A 15937-nucleotide genomic window follows, 5' to 3' on the forward strand; every position below is an offset into this window, starting at 1 on the left:
AGGGCTCGCGAGACCGCTCAGGGCGTGGGCGTCTCGGCCACCGCCAGGTGGAGGGCCAGTTCCATGCAGCGCAGGCGGGCGGGGGAGAAGTCGTACGGCATGCTCCGGATGACGTCCGCCGCGCTCCTGGCGCGGGAGCCCGCCGCCGTCTCGGGCGCCGGCGCCGCCTCGGCACCCTCGGTGGGGTGTCGATCGTCCCATGCGTCGAAGATCGCGTCGTCCTCGTCCCGCTGGCCCGACTCCTCGACCAGGCCCAGCAGCCTGATGTCGAAGGCGTGCCGTTCGGCCGCCACCCGTGCCACCCGGGGGTCGTCGACGGCGACCGAGTCGTCGAGCGCCTCCTCGGCGGCGTCGACGCGGTCGGACTCGGCACGCAGCTCGGGGTGCAGGGCCAGCACGAGGAATCGGCTCGCCTGGAGGACGGCACCCAGCGGGCCGAAGATGCGCTCGGTGACCAGCAGCGTGTCGAGGTCGTCCTGCCGCAGCGAGCCCTCGGGCGCGGCCTCGAGCCGGGTGGAGACGATCTCGTCGAGAAGCCCCAGGCGACTGCCGAGCATCCGCATGCGCCGGACCGATTCCCTCTTCCGGCGCAGCTCGTCCTCCTGCGCGGCGAGGGTGTCCTCCAGCCGGGCGAGGACGCCGGCGACCTCGTCCGTGGTCTCGGTCACGCCGGCGTCCGCGCCCGGCGCGGCCCCGGTGAAGGCGTCACGGATGTCGTCGAGGGCGATTCCGGCGTCGGCCATCCGGCGGATCCACAGCAGCCGGATGATCTCCGCGTAGCCGTAGCGCCGTCGGCCGTCGGTGCCCCGCTCGCGCTCGGGGAGCAGGCCCATCTGGTGGTAGTGGCGGATCGCCCGGGGAGTCACGCCGACGAACGCCGCGGCGTCGCCGATCAGGACCTGACGGGGCGGAACCGGGATGGCATGCATGGCGGGCCTTTCGACGCGGGACGACACGGGACGTGCTTCGAGCAGACCACATGACGCTGCGGCACCTGCAACCCGGGCGGTCCCGCAACGCCCACCGACGAAGGCGCGGGGTCAGTCCCCGGCGCGATGGTCGTCACGACGGAGGCCGACGATGCCGACGACGATCGCCGCGATGCCCACGGGGATGCCCAGGTAGGCCAACGTCCCCGCGCGACCGCCCTCCGGCACCGAGCCGAACGCGCCGGACAGGGCGAGCGCCGAGAACAGGCAGGCGACGACTCCGAACCCGATGAGCGCCCATCCCTCGGTCGATCCGCCACGCCTCATGAACATGCCCGTCTCCGTTCCGTCGCGGTGGACTCCTCGGCACGAGTCTGCCCGTCGACGTCCCCCCGGGGCCGACGCGTCACCCGGGGAACTCGTCGGCGAGCATCGCGAAGACGAGGGTGTCGGTCCATTCGCCCTTGCTCCAGAAGTCCTGCCGGTGGTGCGCCTCCTGCCGCATGCCGACCCGGGCCGCGAGTCGGGCGGAGGCCGTGTTGCGGCCGTCCATCTGCGCGGTCACGCGATGGACGTCGTCCCGGGCGAAGGCGAGCCGCAGCGCGGCCGCGACCGCCTCGCCCGCGAAACCCTGGCCTCCGTGGTCGGGATCGAGCGTCCATCCGACCTCGAGCGTGCGGGGTTCGGACTCGGTGCGCCACAGCGCCACCGTGCCGATGAGCCGTCCCTCCCGTTCGACGACGAGGGCGAGTGCTCCGACGGGCTCGGCGAGGTCCGTCCGACCCAGGCGCCGATCGAGCTGTGCCCGTCCGGACTCGATCGTCCAGGGCTCCTCCAGGAGGTACCGCGAGACGTCCGGTCGTGAGTGGATCGCGAGGAGTCGCTCCAGATCGTCGTCGCGATGCAGGCGGAGGGTCAGCCGGGGGGTCGACGCCAGGGTGTCCCTGTCCATGACGTCGATCCTCGTGCATCGCCCGGCCGCCGGCGAATGGCTGCTGTCCGCACGATCACGGTTGACAGATCACCCATGTGAGTGTTCACTCAGTCACATGACCTCAGGCACCTCGACACGATCGACGGCGGAAGCGCAACGTGCGCTCATCACGACCGCCGCCGTGCACGTCTTCGCCCGCAAGGGCCTCCACGCGACCCCGGTCGCCGACGTCGCTGCCGCGGCCGGGGTCTCGCCGGCCTACGTCTTCCGACTCTTCGACGGCAAGGAAGGGCTCTTCGTCGCGGCCGTCCGGCACACCTACGCCCTCGTCGAGGCGACCATGCGCGAGGCCGGGGCAGCGGCCGCGGCGACGACGCCGGAAGGCGTCCTCGACGCGATGACCGAGGCCTACGTCCAGTTGATCGCCGACCGCGACCTCATCCTGATGCAGTCGCACGCACAGGCGGCGACGGACGTGGCCGCGGTCCGTCGGGCCGTCCACGACGGACTCGGTGCCGTCGTCGAGGCCGTCACCGAGGGTTCCGGTGCCGCCCCCGACGCCGTGCAGCGGTTCATCGCCTACGGGCAGCTCTGCCACCTCGTCGTCCAGGCGGACCTCGCCCGCGTGCCGCAGTCCTGGGCCTCGACCCTCACCGCCGGCATCCGCCACCGCGACTGATCCTGGCGGCGCGCACGCTCGTCCTTCTGCATCCCCGCAGTTGTGACTGACTGAACACTAACAAGGAGGAACACCATGAACGCGATCACCTCGCTCCCCACCACGACGACGCGGATCGTCCTTCCCGGCCTCGTCGAACCCGACGGACTCGTGGTCGACCTCGCCGCCCCCGTCGGGACGCCCGGCGCCGGCGAACTCCTCGTGGCCGTCGAGGCCACGGGGATCTCGTACGCCGAACAGGCGATGCGTCGCGGCCGGTACTTCGCTCAGCCGGCCTTCCCCTTCACCCCCGGTTACGACCTCGTCGGCACCGTGCTGGCGGCGGGCACCGACGCCGACCGCGGACTCGTGGGCCGACGCGTGGCGACGTTGACGAAGACCGGCGCCTGGACCGGACACGCGATCGTCGCCGCCCGGGACAGCGTCGTGGTCCCCGACGGACTCGCCGCCGACCTCGCCGAGGCGGTCACCGTCAACGGCGTGACCGCGTGGCAGATGCTGCACCGAGCCGCCCGCGTGCAGGCCGGGGACACGATCCTCGTGTTCGGGGCGAACGGAGGCGTGGGCGGGCTCCTGATCCAGATGGCCCAGCACGCGGGCGTCCACGTCATCGCGGCGGCGTCCCCGCGCCACCACGAGTCCCTGCGGGCGCGAGGGGTGGTCCCCGTCGACTACGCCGACCCGGACCTCGCGTCGACCGTGCGCCGGTCGGCTCCCGCCGGGGGCCTGGCGGCGGTCTTCGACAACGTCGGTGGGGAGACGGCGCGGACCTCGTGGTCCCTGCTCGGCCGCGGTGGCACCCTGGTGTCGTACGCGATCATCGCCGCCGTCAGCGGCACCGGGAGCCTCTGGCCGCCGTTCCTGCGGCACCTGGGCCGCATCCTGACCTGGAACGCCCTCCCGAACGGCAGGCGCGCCACCTTCTACGACCTCTGGGCAGGCCACGGCACCCGAGGGAAGGCGTACCGGGAACGCCTCGACGAGGACCTCACCCATGTCCTGGAACTCGTCCGGGACGGCGTCCTCACGGCGAACGTCGCGGCGCGGTTCCCGCTCACCGACGTCGCGAGCGCGCTCGAACTCGCCGAGTCCCGCACCCTCGACGGCAAGGTCGTCCTCCTTCCCTGACGACGGCCCGCCGACCGTCCCGGGCATCGTCGCACCGGCCCGGGCACGGCTGCTGCGAGCCCGGGGCGATCCGCCGTCTACATTGGGCCAGGCCCCCACGGAAGGAAGCACCATGAGCATGGAAGGCGCGGCCTGGAGCTCGCTCTACAAGATCTCGTCCGCACGGGACGGCGGGCACGGCATCTCGCGCGCGTCCGTCCGGCGGATCATGACGTTCGCGGTGCCCTACCGGTCGAAGCTCGTCGTCTTCATCGCCCTGTCCGTGGTGGGTGCCGTCCTCGCGGTCGCGACGCCCGTGCTGGCCGGCCGGGTGGTCGACGTCATCGTCGCGCGGGGCGAACTCGCGTCCATCGTGCGGCTCGCCGTCCTGATCGCCGTCGTGGCGCTGGCCGACGCCGGCGTCTCGCTCGTGACACGCTGGTTCTCGGCCCGGATCGGCGAGGGCGTGATCCTCGACCTCCGCACCGCCGTCTTCGACCACGTGCAGAAGATGCCGATCGCGTTCTTCACCCGCACCCGCACGGGCGCCCTCGTGAGCCGCCTCAACAACGACGTGATCGGCGCCCAGCAAGCCTTCAGCGGCACCCTGTCGGGCGTCGTCACGAACGTCGTGGCCCTGGTCCTCACGCTGATCGTGATGCTCAGCACGTCCTGGCTCGTGACGGTCCTCGCCGTGGTCATGCTGCCGATCTTCCTGGTCCCCGCGCGGCGCATGGGCAGCCGCCTGGCCGCGCTGCGCCGCGAGGCCGCCGACCACAACTCCGCGATGAGCACGCAGATGACCGAGCGCTTCTCCGCGCCCGGGGCCACCCTCGTCAAGCTGTTCGGCCGTCCCGACGAGGAGGCGGAGGAGTTCCGCGTCCGTGCCGCCCGGGTCCGCGACATCGGGGTCCGGACCGCGCTGCTGCAGTTCGTCTTCGTCACCGCCCTGACGCTCGTCTCCGCCCTCGCCCTCGCGCTCGTCTACGGGCTGGGCGGCGCCCTCGCGCTCGCCGGCCAGCTCGACACCGGCGAGGTCGTCACGCTGGCCCTCCTCCTCACGCGCCTGTACGTGCCGCTGACCGGCCTCGCGAACGCGCGGGTCGAGATCATGAGCGCGGTGGTGAGCTTCGAGCGCGTCTTCGAGGTGTTGGACCTCGAACCGCTGATCCAGGAGAAGCCCACCGCCGCCTCCGTCCCCGAGGGCCCGGTGAGCGTCGAGTTCGACGACGTCCGCTTCGCGTACCCGTCCGCCGACAAGGTGTCCCTCGCCTCCCTCGAGGAGGTCTCCACCCTCGACACCCGCGGTGGCGAGGAGGTGCTGCACGGCGTGTCCTTCCGGATCGAGCCCGGGCAGACCGTCGCGCTCGTGGGCACGTCGGGTGCCGGGAAGTCCACGATCGCGCAGCTGATGTCGCGTCTGTACGACGTCGACGGCGGCGCCGTGCGCCTCGCGGGGACGGACGTCCGCGACGTGACCTTCGCCTCGATGCGCCACACGCTGGGCATGGTGACCCAGGACGGCCACCTGTTCCACGAGACGATCCTCAGCAACCTGCGTCTCGCGAGGCCGGACGCGACCGACGACGAGGTGTGGGACGCCGTCCGCCGCGCGCGGCTCGAGCCCCTCATCCGGTCGCTGCCGGACCAGCTCGACACGATGGTGGGGGAGCGCGGCTACCGGCTCTCGGGAGGCGAGCGTCAGCGGATGACCATCGCGCGCCTCCTGCTGGCGCAGCCCCGCGTCGTCATCCTCGACGAGGCGACCGCGGCTCTCGACTCGACGTCCGAGGCCGCCGTGCAGGCGGCCCTCAGCGAGGCGCTCGAGGGGCGGACCGCGCTGGTCATCGCGCACCGCCTGTCCACCATCCGCAGCGCGGACCAGATCCTCGTGGTCGAGGACGGCTCGATCGTGGAGCGCGGCACCCACGAGGAGTTGCTGGCCGCGGCCGGCCGCTACGAAGAACTGCACCGCACGCAGTTCGCCGTGCAGAAGGACGTCGCCGCGGACGAGCAGGCGCCGAGCGCGCCGTAGCCCTACTCCGCGGGCGGCCCGTCGACGGGAGCGGTCCGGCGTCGCCGCAGCACGAGGGCGGTGCCCGCCGCGAGCAGCCCCGCGGCGAGAGCGCCGACCCCGGCGACCTGACCGCCCGTGAAGGCGAGGGCTCCGTCGGCGGAGGGCCGGGCCGTGGCCGAGGGTCGCGGCGTCGAGTCCGTCCCGGCCGCGGCCCCGTCCGTGGGTGCGGGGGAGGGTGCCGGGCCGGGGGCGGTCGGCAGCGCGGTCGGGTCGTCCATCGGCGGAGCCGGGTCGACCTCGGCGCCGGGCACCGACCAGGTCCCCGCGGCGAAGGTCACGGGCAGCGTCGCCGCGACGACGACCGTCGACGGGATGCCGGACTCGACGACGAGGCACTCCAGCGAGAGCGTCGCTCCGCCCTCCTCGACGCCGGCGGCGACCACCTCCTCGAACGAGATGGCCATCGGCACCTCGACCGGCTGCCCCGCGGTCACCGCGACGCTCGGGGACGTGACGACGGTCGCGCCTCCCGACGTCACCGAGAGCCGGGCGGCGTCGTCCGCGTCGACCGGGCAGCCCGCGGCGAGCAGCGCCGAGGCGAACGAGGGATCGGCGCGTGCGTCGCCCGACACGATCGCGGTCCCCGCGGCGTCGCGCAGCACGAGCGGCGCGGGGTCGGCGGGTGCGGGCGCCGGGGCGGCGACGGCGGCACCGGGGCCGGCCAGGCCGGCGACCGCGCCGGCGGCGAGGGCCGCCGCGACGAGCAGGCTCCGTCCGGAGGCGCGCGAGGGGAGACGACGGACGGCGGGGGCGGAGGGGGGCATCGGGACCTTCGGTGGGTGCGTGGACTGCGCGGCGGGGAGCGCGCGGCGACGCCGGGACTGTCGCGCACCCGGGGGAACGGATCGTGAACGCCCGGTGTCATCCGCGTCCCCGACCGTTGGCCTGCGGTTCAGGCCCGCTGCCTACGGTCGGGACGCCCGCCCGACGAAAGTGAAGCCATGTCCCTCGACCCCCGCCCCGAGCAGTCCGCGCCGACCGGATCGGGCCTCTCGCGCCGGACCTTCCTCGGGGCCTCCGTCGCCGCGACGGTCGCCGTGGGGACGACGGCCCAGGGGCTGCGGGGAGCGGACCCCGCGCAGGCGGCGCCGCTGCCGTCGGCGCCCGCCGTCGTCGATCCGGTCGCCCTCTCGTGGCTGGTCTTCGACCACCACGTGCACTCGGTCTACTCGCACGACGCGAAGTACCCCATGACGACGATCCTCGACCAGGCGCAGAGGTTCGGGGTCGACGCCATCGCCTTCACCGAGCACAGCAACAAGGGCCACGCCAACGTCGGCGGGGTGTTCAACGCCGCCCGCGAGATCGAGACCGCGCGGGCTGCCCGGCCCGACCTGCTCGTGCTGCAGGGGCTCGAGTGGTACATCCCCGGCGCCGAGCACGCCACCGTGCTCGTCGCACCCGGTCCCGCCACGACCCGTGTGCTGCGCCGCTTCGAGCTCGACCACGACGGCAAGCTGAACGGCTGGGAGAAGCCGCGCCCCGGCACCGACGACGCCGCCGAATGGCTCGTGCACGCCACCGACGCGATCGCCTGGCTCGGCGCCCAGAAGAGCGCGGGCGTCGTCGACGACGTGATCGTCCTGGCGAACCACCCGAGCCGCCTCGGCATCGACTCGCCCGGCGAGCTGCGGGCCTGGCAGGACGCCGACCCCGAGGTGTTCGTCGGCATGGAGGGCGCCCCCGGTGCCCAGGCGGGTGCCGTCGCCGCGAACGCGTCGGCGCGCTCGCGGCGGGGCGAGTACGAGAACGCCCCCAGCGAGTTCTCGTTCGCCGGCTACCCCGCCGAGGCCTACCTGACCCACGGCGGCTTCGACTGGACGACGGCCGTCGTCGGCGGCGTGTGGGACTCGCTGCTCAGCGAGGGCCGGCGCTGGTGGATCACCTCGAACAGCGACCTCCACCTCAAGGAGTCCGACGCCACGCGCGTCGGCGACTTCCCGACCGGGCCCGGCTGGGAGTCCGGCGCGACGCTCGGCAACTTCGACCGTGCCGGCCGCCGCCCCGACCCGGTCGCGACGGCCACGCCCCAGAACGGCGCCGACTTCTGGCCGGGCGAGTTCAGCCGGAACCACGTCGGCGCCGTCGACCGGTCGTCCGCCGCCCTGCTCGACGCGATCCGCGCCGGTCGGCTCTGGGTCGACCACGGGCACCTGGTCGCCGGGCTGTCCGTCGTGCTCCGGGCCACCGGCGGGCAGGAGGCGCAGGCCACCCTGGGCGGGACCCTCACCGTCCCGCGCGGCACCGCCCTCGAGCTCGTGGTCGACGTCGTGCCCACGGCGACGCCCACCTCACGGGGCACGATCCCGCGGCTCGCCCACCTGGACGTGATCCGTGGCCGCGTCACCGGACCCGCGGCCGACCGCGACGAGCAGCGCGCGCCCGCCACCCGGGTCGTCGAGCTGCTCGACGTCGCCGACCGGTCCGCCGCTCCGTTCCGCGTCGTCGTGCCGCTCGAGCCCGCCACCGAGGACGGCTACGTGCGCCTGCGCGGCAGCGACGGCCAGGTGCACGGCGTCGGCCCGCTCGGAGCCGACGTCGACCCGCGGGCACCCCAGCCGTTCCCGATCAGCCCGGCCGACCCGTGGGCCGACACCTGGCTCTACGCGAACCCGATCTTCGTCAGCGTGCGCTGAGCCGGCCGCGGCCCACTCCTGGGGGAACGTCGTCGCGACCGTCCCCGCGTCACGCCGCGGGCTGGCACCGCGGGCACCACCAGGCCCGCCGCGTGCGGCCGTCCGGCGTCGGAGGGTCGTCGCGCGCCTCGACGCGGGTGCCGCAGCGCAGGCACGGGCGTCCGGCCCGGCCGACGACCCAGTGCGTCTCGCCGCGGCGCGTCCGGCCCGTCGTGACCTGGTAGGCGCCGGGCGTCGAGACCGAGAAGCGCAGGGCGCGCGCGGCCACGTCGACGAGCTTCACCAGGTCGACCTCGCTGATCGGGGAGGCCGGGTGCACGCCACGCAGGTACCCCACCTCGTTGACCCAGAGGTTGCCGAGGCCGGCCATCGGACGTTGGTCGAGCAGCGCGGCACGGACCGTGACGTCGGGGAGTGCGGCCAGGCGACGTCGCGCCTCCTCGGGGTCCCAGTCGGGGCGCAGCGGGTCGGGGCCCAGGTGGCCGACCAGCGCGTGCTCGTCCCGGGTCGGCACCAGGTCGACGACCGGCAGGTCGACGCCCCAGAGGGTGTGGCCGTCGTCGAGCCGGGCACGCACCCGCACCTGCCGCTGCAGCCGGGACGGCAGGACGCGGCCGGGGCGCGTGAGCGTCCACGACCCCTGCATGCGCAGGTGCGTGTGCAGGGTGGTGGCGTCGTCGAAGCGGGTCAGCAGGTGCTTGCCGTGGGTGTCGACCTCGACGACGCGCCGACCGGCGAGCGACTCGCCCGCCCGGCCGCCCGACCGCAGCTCGCCGTCGACGACGACCTGCCCGACGAGCGAGGGACGGAGGCGCGCGGCCAGCAGGTGGACGCTGTCACCCTCCGGCATGCCGCGATGCTACCCGGCGTGCCCCGGCGCGACCGCCGCGACGAACTCGATCTCGACCCGGGCGCCCTTGGGCAGTGCGGCGACCTGGTACGCGGCGCGCGCCGGCAGCACCCCGCCGTGGAAGACCTCGGCGTAGGCCTCGTTCACGACCGCGAAGTCGGCGATGTCGGCCAGCAGCACCGTCGTCTTGACGACGAGGTCGACGCCCGACCCCGCGGCCTCGAGCACGGCGACCCCGTTGCGCAGGGACTGGGCCGCCTCGTCGCGGACGTCCGGCCCGGCGAACTCGCCCGTGGCCGGGTCGATCGGCAGCTGGCCCGACACGAAGACGAGGTCGCCCACCCGGACGGCCTGCGAGTACGGGCCGATCGCGGCCGGGGCGGCGTCGGTGTGCACGGCGCGGAGGGGGTTCGGGTCGAGGGTCATCGTCGTCCTCCCAGGACGGTCAGGGCCGCGTCGACCGCAGCCGGGGTGGTGGTGGCGTGCACGCAGAGGCGCACGCGGTCGTCGCCGTGGACGGTCGCCGTGACGCCCTCGGCCTCGAGCCGTGCGCCGACGGCCGCGGCCTCACCCGCGGGCACGCCGGCCACGACGAGTCCCGCCCGTCGTGATCGCTCGACGGGGGAGAGCACGGGCACCCCTGCGGCCTCGAGACGGGCGATCAGGTCGCCCGCCGTGTCCGCCACGCGGGACGCCACGACGCCGACGCCGACCGACTCGAGCTGCTCGAGCGCCGTGGCCAGGGCACCCGACGCGAACGGCGACCCGTTGGTCACCGACAAGCGCTGCGCCCCGGGCAGCGGGGCGTGCGGCACGCCGTCGTAGCGTGAGGCGCCCTCGACGCCGGTCCAGCCGCCGAGGACCGGACGGAGGCGCGCGAGGGCCCGCGAGGACAGCGCCACGAACCCGGTTCCCCAGCCCGCCCGCAGCCACTTCTGGCCGCCGACGACGAGCGCGTCGGCGAGGGTCCAGTCGGCGTCGAGGACGCCGAAGCCCTGGATGCCGTCGACGACGAGCAGGCGGTCGCCCACGGCCTCCCTCAGCCCGGCGAGGTCGGCGACGGTGCCCGTGCGGAAGTCGACCGCGCTCACCGCGACGGCCACGGTGTCGGGCCCGACCGCGTCGGCCACGCGCTCGGGCGTGACGGGCGCCAGCGGCTGCCCCGGGACGGCGGGCAGCGGCCGCACCGTCGTGAGCCCGGCCTCCTCCGAGCGCCACCACGCGTAGAGGTTCGACGGGAACTCGGCGCTGCTGACCACGACCTCGCCCCGGGGCAGTCCGAACGCGATCTGCATCAGCCCGAGCGACGTGCTGCCGGTGAGGGCGACCCCTCCACGGTCGAACCCGGTGAGGCGGGCGACCGCGGCGAGGGCACGCTCGTCCTCGGCGTGCAGGCCCGACGAGGGGACGCCGGCGCTCGCCGCGGAGGCGAGGCGTCCGATCGTCTCGACGACGTCCCTGGACGGAGGCCCGTAGCTGCCGAAGTTCAGGTAGCCGACCGGCTCGGCGAACGACGCGAGGTAGGCGTCGAGCGCCGAGCCGGGGGCCGCCGCTCCCGTGCCTGCGCCCGTGCCCGTGCCCGTGGCCGTGCCCGTCGCAGAGCCCGAGGTCACGCCAGCACCCGCTGCAGGAACTGCCGGGTGCGCGTCTCGCGCGGGGCGCCGAGCACCTGCTCGACCGGCCCCTGCTCGACGATGCCGCCGTCGGCCATGAAGACAACGCGGTCGGCGACCTCGCGGGCGAACTGGATCTCGTGCGTCACGACGAGCATCGTCATGCCGTCGCGCGCCAGGTCGCCCATCACCTTGAGCACCTCGCCGACCAGCTCGGGGTCGAGGGCCGAGGTCGGCTCGTCGAAGAGCAGGAAGAGCGGCTTCATCGCGACGGCCCGGGCGATGGCCACGCGCTGCCGCTGCCCGCCCGAGAGCTGGCCGGGGTAGGCGTCCACCTTGTCGCCGAGGCCCACCCGCTCGAGGATCTCGACGGCCTCGCGCCGCGCCTCCTTGGCCGACCGGCGCTGCACGCGGACGGGGCCCTCGAGCACGTTGCCCAGCACGGTCAGGTGCGGGAACAGGTTGAAGTGCTGGAACACCATGGCCGTGCGGGCCCGCTGCGCCGACAGGCGGCGCTCGGTCAGCTCGTGCAGCACGCCGTCGCGGAGCTCGAACCCCATCGGTTCGCCGCCCACCCAGACCTCGCCCGCGTCGGGTTCCTCGAGCCGGTTCAGGGTGCGGAGGAACGTCGACTTGCCGGCTCCCGACGGGCCGATGATGCAGACCACCTCGCCGCTGCGCACGGTCATCGAGACGTCGCGCAGCACCTCGTGGCTGCCGTACGACTTGCCGATGCCGATGGCCTCGAGGACGGGGGCCGCCTCGGCGGCGGGCACCGCGCCTCCTGCGGTCGTCGTGTCGGTCGTGGTCACGGGGTGCTCCTCACGAGGGGTGCGCGGCCGAGGTCGGCGGCGACTTTGCGGCGGAGGGCGCGGGCGTTCGGCGGCCCGCCGGGGCGGCGGTCCTGGCGGTCGAAGCTGCGCTCGAGGTAGAACTGGCCGACGCTCGCCACGCTGACGATGACCATGTACCAGATCGCCGCGGCGATCAGGGTCTCCATGACCTGCAGGTTGAACGAGGCGATGTTGTTCGCCGCCTTGATCAACTCGAGGTAGCCGATGACCGACGCCATCGCCGTGCCCTTGAGCATGTTGATGAAGTCGTTGCCGGTCGGGGGGATGATGATGCGCATCGCCTGGGGCAGCACGATGCGGGCCATGCGCTGCATCGGGGTCTGCCCGATCGACTGGGCGGCCTCGATCTGGCCGCGGTCGACGCTCTTGAGGCCGGCGCGCACGATCTCGGCCATGTAGGCGCTCTCGTTGAGGGCCAGACCGAGGAACGCCGCGACGAACGTGGTCATGACGTCGTTCGTGCTGACGTCGAGGAACACCACGTCGGTGAACGGCACCCCGAGGGTCAGGCGCGGGAAGATCAGCGCCAGGTTGTACCAGAGCAGGATCTGCAGCAGCACGGGCAGGCCACGGAACAGCCAGGTGTACCCGGCCGCGAAGGCCTGCGCCACCGGGTTCTTCGAGATGCGCATCAGGGCGATGACGACGCCGATGACCACCGCGCTCACCTGGGCGACCACGGCGAGCACGATGGTGCCGACGAGGCCCTGCAGGATGATCGGCGACACCAGGTAGTACGGGATGTCGCGGTACGAGATGTCGCCCTGCGACGCCCCGTAGACGAGCGCGACGAGCAGCACCACGATCATGACGGCGCTGACCCAGCGGCCCCAGTGCTTCAGTCGCACCTGGGGCAACAGCTCCCGGCCGCCGGCGGGCCCGCCGCCGCGTCCGGCCGAGGAGGCGCGGGTGGCGTCGCCCGGGTCGGTGCCCGTCGGTCGTGCGGTCGCCACCTACTTGCCGCCGTTGACGGTGGCCTCGGTGACGCTGCCCGAGGTGATGCCCCAGGCGTCGAGCACCTCGCCGTAGGTGCCGTCGTCGATGAGCGAGTCGAGGGCCGCGGCGATGGCGTCGCGCAGCTCGGCGTCGTCCTTGTTGACGCCGATGCCGTAGGGGGCGCCGTCGATGACGTCGCCGGGGACGACCTCGAAGGCCTGGCCGTCCTGGGCGGTCTTCGAGATGTAGACCGCGCTGGGCAGGTCGTTGACGATGGCGTCGATGCGGCCGGTGCGCAGCTGCGTCTGGTTCTGGCTGTCGCTGTCGGTCACCGTGATGTCGAGGGCCTCCTCGCCGTCGGACTCGCACTGCGTGCTGGTGGCCTCGGCGAACTCCTGCTGGCTGGTGCCGGTGACGACGGCGATGGCCTTGCCGCAGAGCGCGTCGGGGCCGGTGATGTCGTCGGGGTTGCCCTTCTGCACCATCAGCGTGATGCCCGAGGTGAGGTAGTCGACGAAGTCGATCGCCTGCTGGCGCTCGGCCGTGTCGTTCATGGCAGCGATGGTCACGTCGACGCGGCCGGACTGCAGGCTGGTGATGAGCGAGCCGAAGTCCTGGTTCTCGTACTCGACGTCGAGGCCGAGCTTCTTGCCGACCGCGGTGATGAGGTCGTGGTCCGAGCCGATGACGGTCGAGCCGTCGGCCGCGTAGAAGTTGTTCGGCGCGGACTGGACGTTCGAGCCGACCACGAGCGTGCCGGCGTCCTTGATGTCGGAGGGCACCTGGGCGGCGAGGGCGTCGTCGACCTGGACGGCGTCGAGCAGTGCGCTCGTGTCGGGGATGGTCGAGGACGACGACGAGGCGCCGCCGGACGCGTCGCCGGAGGCGTCGCCGGGCTGCGGGGCGCTCGGGCCGCCGCACGCCGTGAGGCCGAGGGCCAGGACGGCGCCCGTGGCGACGGTGCCCCAGAGGGCGGAGCGGGAGCGGGTTCGGGTCATGGTCGAGCCTTTCGTGAGCGTCGTCGGTCATCGGAAGCTAGCCGAGTGATCGGCGAGATGAGAAGAAATTATCACAGTGCGACGATTTCGTTACATGCCGGTAACCTGGGGGCATGACGAGAGCCAGCAGCGCCACCGTGGTCGACGCCAGCCGGGTCCTGCGGGCCGAGTTCGAGCCCTACCTGCCGCTCATGGACTTCTTCGCCGAGCTGCTCGGGCCGCGGACCGAGGTCGTGCTGCACGACACGAGCGACCTGAGCCGGTCGATCGTCGCCCTGACGAACGGCCACGTCAGCGGGCGCAGCGTCGGCGGGCCGGCGACCGACCTCGTGCTCAAGGTGCTGCAGAACCACGAGCACGACGACCGCGACTACCTGGCCAACTACCTGGCCGAGTCCCGCACCGGCGGCACGTTCCGCTCGTCGACCTTCTTCATCCGCGACACGGGCGGCGACGTCGTGGGCATGCTCTGCCTCAACATCGACGACGAGCCGCTGACCCGGGCTCGTGACCTGCTCGCGGCCATCACGGCGACGACGGGGCTGGTCAAGGGGGCGCCGTTGGGCTCCGGGTCCGAGGCGTGCCCCGCCTCGACCTCGTCGTCGGGGCCGGTCGCCGAGCGGCTGAGCATGAACGTCGACGAGCTCGCCCTCGACGGCGTCGCCCGCATCGTGGCGGCCCAGGGCGTCGAGCCGCACCGCATGACGCCCGACGAGAAGGTCGCGGCCGTGCGCGAGATCGAACGGGCGGGGGTCTTCCTGCTCAAGGGCGCGGTGGCCCAGGTGGCCGAGGCGCTGCACGTGTCCGAGCCGACGGTGTACCGGTACGTGCGGCAGGTGCGCCAGGGCGGCTGACGGGCGCGGCGCGTGCCCCCGGCTCCGGTCACGCGGGAGTCGCACCGCCGACTGGACGTGGGGCCGCCCCCCCCCGGCGGGGGGGGGGGGGGGGGGGGGGGGGGCCCCGCCGGGGGGGCGGGCCGGGGGGGGGGGGCGGGGCCCCCCCCCCCCCCCCCCCCGCCGGCGCCGGGGGGGGCCCGGGGGGGGGGGGGGGGGCCGCCGGGGGGGGGCGGGGGGGGGGGGGGCCCCCGGGCGCGGGCCCGGGGGGCGCCCCCCCGCCGCGGGGCCGCCCCCCCCCCCACCGGGGGGGGGCGACGCTCGGTCTACGGTGCGACACGGGCGATGATCGCGCCGTGGGGCCTCGGCCCGGACCGTGGTCCCGTGCGGGTGTGGGTCTCGAGCACGTCGAACCCGGAGGCGCGCAGCTCGTCCGAGAGGAGGTCGGGTGCCCAGCGCCACGCGGTCGTGATCGCGTGGTCGAACGGTTCGACGGTCGACCCCGTGAAGAACCCGACGAGCAGCCCGCCGCCCGGCCGGAGCACCCGGGCGAACTCGCGGAGCGGGCGCCGGATGCTGCCCGGGTCGTGGTGGATCAGCGAGTACCAGGCGAGGACTCCTGCGAACTCGCCCGGCTCGTAGGGCAGGGCGTCGACGTCGCCCAGGCTGAACGAGACGTCCGGGTGGGTGCGGCGCGCGTGCTCGACGAAGGCCGGGACCCGGTCGAGACCACGCACGCGGACGCCCCGCGCGGCGAGGTGCCCAGACCAGTGGCCCGGCCCGCAGCCCGCGTCGAGCACGGGGCCCTCGACCGTCGTCGCCCAGGACGTGACCAGGTGCTCGTCGGCGGGGTGCACCGACGACATCGAGCCGAGGTGGTCGACGTACTCGCGGGCCCGCGCGGCGTAGCGCTCCCCGACGTCGGATGTCATGCCCCGCAGCCTAGGAGTCGTGGCTCGGGGCCGGGGCCGGGGCCGGGGCCTGAGTCGGAGCCGGAGCCGGAGCCGGGGTCGGAGTCGGAGTGGGGCCCCCCCCCGGGGGGGGGGGGCCCCGCCCCCCGGGGGGGGGGGGGGGGGCGGGGGGGGGGGGCCGGGGGGCGGGGGGGGGGGGGGCGGGGGGCCCCCCCCCCGGGGGCGCCCCCCCCCCCCCCCGGGGGGCGCCCCCCCCCCCCCGGCGCGGGGGGGGCCACCTCGACCTCGACTGCGGGGCGTCGCATCGACAGGGGCGGTGCGGCACCGCCGACTGGATGTCGCACCGCCGAAGTGGGCGGTGCGACGCTCAGTTCGCGGTGCGACCCGTGTGAGGAGGCGCGGTGCGACACGGGCGAGGAGGCGCGGTGCGGGCGGGCGAGGAGGCGCGGCGAGAGCGGGCGAGGAGGCGCGGCGAGAGCGGGCGAGGAGGCGCGGCGAGAGCGGGCGAGGAGGCGCGGCGAGACCGGGCGAGGAGGCGCGGTGCGACCGGGCGTCCGAGTCCGGCACCGGCCGGCCCGGG

Annotated in this window: 16 protein-coding genes; 5 read left to right on the top strand and 11 right to left on the bottom strand. The window is 74.4% G+C overall.

Going from position 1 to position 15937, the window contains the following annotated elements; translation table 11 throughout:
* Positions 1 to 17: 17 nt before the first annotated feature.
* From ACVJ1F_RS02995 to ACVJ1F_RS03005, 3 genes are all read right to left on the bottom strand, one after another.
* Positions 18 to 929, bottom strand: a complete 912-nt coding sequence (locus tag ACVJ1F_RS02995; protein WP_456884600.1) for a MerR family transcriptional regulator — start codon at positions 927 to 929, stop codon at positions 18 to 20.
* Positions 930 to 1040: 111 nt separating this feature from the next.
* On the bottom strand, positions 1041 to 1262 hold the full coding sequence (locus tag ACVJ1F_RS03000) for a hypothetical protein (protein WP_456884602.1): 222 nt from the start codon (positions 1260 to 1262) through the stop codon (positions 1041 to 1043).
* Between the two features lie 73 nt (positions 1263 to 1335).
* Positions 1336 to 1881 carry a GNAT family N-acetyltransferase gene (locus ACVJ1F_RS03005; protein ID WP_456884603.1) on the bottom strand — a complete coding sequence of 182 codons (546 nt, stop codon included), beginning with the start codon at positions 1879 to 1881 and terminating at the stop codon, positions 1336 to 1338.
* A 97-nt stretch (positions 1882 to 1978) separates the two neighbouring features.
* Here ACVJ1F_RS03005 and ACVJ1F_RS03010 point away from each other — a divergent pair, with 97 nt between their 5' ends.
* The 3 genes from ACVJ1F_RS03010 (at position 1979) to ACVJ1F_RS03020 (ending at position 5684) form a co-directional block, all read left to right on the top strand.
* Positions 1979 to 2542, top strand: coding sequence for a TetR/AcrR family transcriptional regulator (locus tag ACVJ1F_RS03010; protein WP_456884605.1), 564 nt, complete (start codon positions 1979 to 1981; stop codon positions 2540 to 2542).
* A 75-nt stretch (positions 2543 to 2617) separates the two neighbouring features.
* On the top strand, positions 2618 to 3670 hold the full coding sequence (locus ACVJ1F_RS03015) for a zinc-binding dehydrogenase (RefSeq protein WP_456884607.1): 1053 nt from the start codon (positions 2618 to 2620) through the stop codon (positions 3668 to 3670).
* 112 nt (positions 3671 to 3782) lie between these two features.
* The gene (locus ACVJ1F_RS03020) at positions 3783 to 5684 is read left to right on the top strand and encodes an ABC transporter ATP-binding protein (protein ID WP_402752092.1); all 1902 of its coding nucleotides are present in this window, start codon (positions 3783 to 3785) and stop codon (positions 5682 to 5684) included.
* 2 nt (positions 5685 to 5686) lie between these two features.
* On the opposite strand, the gene ACVJ1F_RS03025 is transcribed toward ACVJ1F_RS03020, so the two are convergent.
* Positions 5687 to 6490, bottom strand: a complete 804-nt coding sequence (locus ACVJ1F_RS03025; protein WP_456884609.1) for a hypothetical protein — start codon at positions 6488 to 6490, stop codon at positions 5687 to 5689.
* Between the two features lie 177 nt (positions 6491 to 6667).
* Between ACVJ1F_RS03025 and ACVJ1F_RS03030 the strand changes: the two genes are divergently transcribed.
* Positions 6668 to 8362 carry a PHP domain-containing protein gene (locus ACVJ1F_RS03030; protein WP_456884610.1) on the top strand — a complete coding sequence of 565 codons (1695 nt, stop codon included), beginning with the start codon at positions 6668 to 6670 and terminating at the stop codon, positions 8360 to 8362.
* A gap of 49 nt (positions 8363 to 8411) precedes the next feature.
* Here the strand turns inward: ACVJ1F_RS03030 and ACVJ1F_RS03035 are convergent, their stop codons facing one another.
* Genes ACVJ1F_RS03035 through ACVJ1F_RS03060 form a run of 6 tightly spaced genes read right to left on the bottom strand, consistent with a single transcriptional unit; the run spans position 8412 to position 13613 of the window.
* Complete coding sequence (locus tag ACVJ1F_RS03035; protein ID WP_456884612.1) at positions 8412 to 9212, bottom strand: Fpg/Nei family DNA glycosylase; 801 nt, start codon at positions 9210 to 9212, stop codon at positions 8412 to 8414.
* A 9-nt stretch (positions 9213 to 9221) separates the two neighbouring features.
* Positions 9222 to 9638 carry a Rid family detoxifying hydrolase gene (locus tag ACVJ1F_RS03040; RefSeq protein ID WP_123570699.1) on the bottom strand — a complete coding sequence of 139 codons (417 nt, stop codon included), beginning with the start codon at positions 9636 to 9638 and terminating at the stop codon, positions 9222 to 9224.
* Positions 9635 to 10825, bottom strand: coding sequence for an aminotransferase class V-fold PLP-dependent enzyme (locus ACVJ1F_RS03045; protein ID WP_456884613.1), 1191 nt, complete (start codon positions 10823 to 10825; stop codon positions 9635 to 9637). The genes ACVJ1F_RS03040 and ACVJ1F_RS03045 overlap by 4 nt, the downstream gene beginning before the upstream one ends.
* Positions 10822 to 11637, bottom strand: a complete 816-nt coding sequence (locus tag ACVJ1F_RS03050; protein WP_456884615.1) for an amino acid ABC transporter ATP-binding protein — start codon at positions 11635 to 11637, stop codon at positions 10822 to 10824. The genes ACVJ1F_RS03045 and ACVJ1F_RS03050 overlap by 4 nt, the downstream gene beginning before the upstream one ends.
* A complete protein-coding gene (locus ACVJ1F_RS03055) occupies positions 11634 to 12632 on the bottom strand; it encodes an amino acid ABC transporter permease (RefSeq protein ID WP_456884617.1) in 999 nt (332 codons plus the stop codon). Before ACVJ1F_RS03055 ends, ACVJ1F_RS03050 begins: the two co-directional genes overlap by 4 nt.
* Entirely contained in the window at positions 12633 to 13613 is a 981-nt protein-coding gene (locus ACVJ1F_RS03060) for an ABC transporter substrate-binding protein (RefSeq protein ID WP_456884619.1), read from the bottom strand.
* Positions 13614 to 13726: 113 nt separating this feature from the next.
* Between ACVJ1F_RS03060 and ACVJ1F_RS03065 the strand changes: the two genes are divergently transcribed.
* Positions 13727 to 14467 (top strand): helix-turn-helix transcriptional regulator, encoded by a 741-nt coding sequence (locus ACVJ1F_RS03065; RefSeq protein ID WP_456884621.1) that lies wholly within the window; start codon positions 13727 to 13729, stop codon positions 14465 to 14467.
* A gap of 305 nt (positions 14468 to 14772) precedes the next feature.
* Here the strand turns inward: ACVJ1F_RS03065 and ACVJ1F_RS03070 are convergent, their stop codons facing one another.
* Positions 14773 to 15378 (bottom strand): class I SAM-dependent methyltransferase, encoded by a 606-nt coding sequence (locus tag ACVJ1F_RS03070; RefSeq protein ID WP_456884623.1) that lies wholly within the window; start codon positions 15376 to 15378, stop codon positions 14773 to 14775.
* Positions 15379 to 15937 lie beyond the last annotated feature (559 nt).

The organism is Frigoribacterium sp. 2355, from assembly GCF_054060695.1.

Coding starts and splice junctions, on each gene's coding strand:
- ACVJ1F_RS02995 (WP_456884600.1), bottom strand. CDS start 929: ATGCATGCCATCCCGGTTCCGCCCCGTCAGGTCCTGATCGGCGACGCC.
- ACVJ1F_RS03000 (WP_456884602.1), bottom strand. CDS start 1,262: ATGTTCATGAGGCGTGGCGGATCGACCGAGGGATGGGCGCTCATCGGG.
- ACVJ1F_RS03005 (WP_456884603.1), bottom strand. CDS start 1,881: ATGGACAGGGACACCCTGGCGTCGACCCCCCGGCTGACCCTCCGCCTG.
- ACVJ1F_RS03010 (WP_456884605.1), top strand. CDS start 1,979: ATGACCTCAGGCACCTCGACACGATCGACGGCGGAAGCGCAACGTGCG.
- ACVJ1F_RS03015 (WP_456884607.1), top strand. CDS start 2,618: ATGAACGCGATCACCTCGCTCCCCACCACGACGACGCGGATCGTCCTT.
- ACVJ1F_RS03020 (WP_402752092.1), top strand. CDS start 3,783: ATGAGCATGGAAGGCGCGGCCTGGAGCTCGCTCTACAAGATCTCGTCC.
- ACVJ1F_RS03025 (WP_456884609.1), bottom strand. CDS start 6,490: ATGCCCCCCTCCGCCCCCGCCGTCCGTCGTCTCCCCTCGCGCGCCTCC.
- ACVJ1F_RS03030 (WP_456884610.1), top strand. CDS start 6,668: ATGTCCCTCGACCCCCGCCCCGAGCAGTCCGCGCCGACCGGATCGGGC.
- ACVJ1F_RS03035 (WP_456884612.1), bottom strand. CDS start 9,212: ATGCCGGAGGGTGACAGCGTCCACCTGCTGGCCGCGCGCCTCCGTCCC.
- ACVJ1F_RS03040 (WP_123570699.1), bottom strand. CDS start 9,638: ATGACCCTCGACCCGAACCCCCTCCGCGCCGTGCACACCGACGCCGCC.
- ACVJ1F_RS03060 (WP_456884619.1), bottom strand. CDS start 13,613: ATGACCCGAACCCGCTCCCGCTCCGCCCTCTGGGGCACCGTCGCCACG.
- ACVJ1F_RS03065 (WP_456884621.1), top strand. CDS start 13,727: ATGACGAGAGCCAGCAGCGCCACCGTGGTCGACGCCAGCCGGGTCCTG.
- ACVJ1F_RS03070 (WP_456884623.1), bottom strand. CDS start 15,378: ATGACATCCGACGTCGGGGAGCGCTACGCCGCGCGGGCCCGCGAGTAC.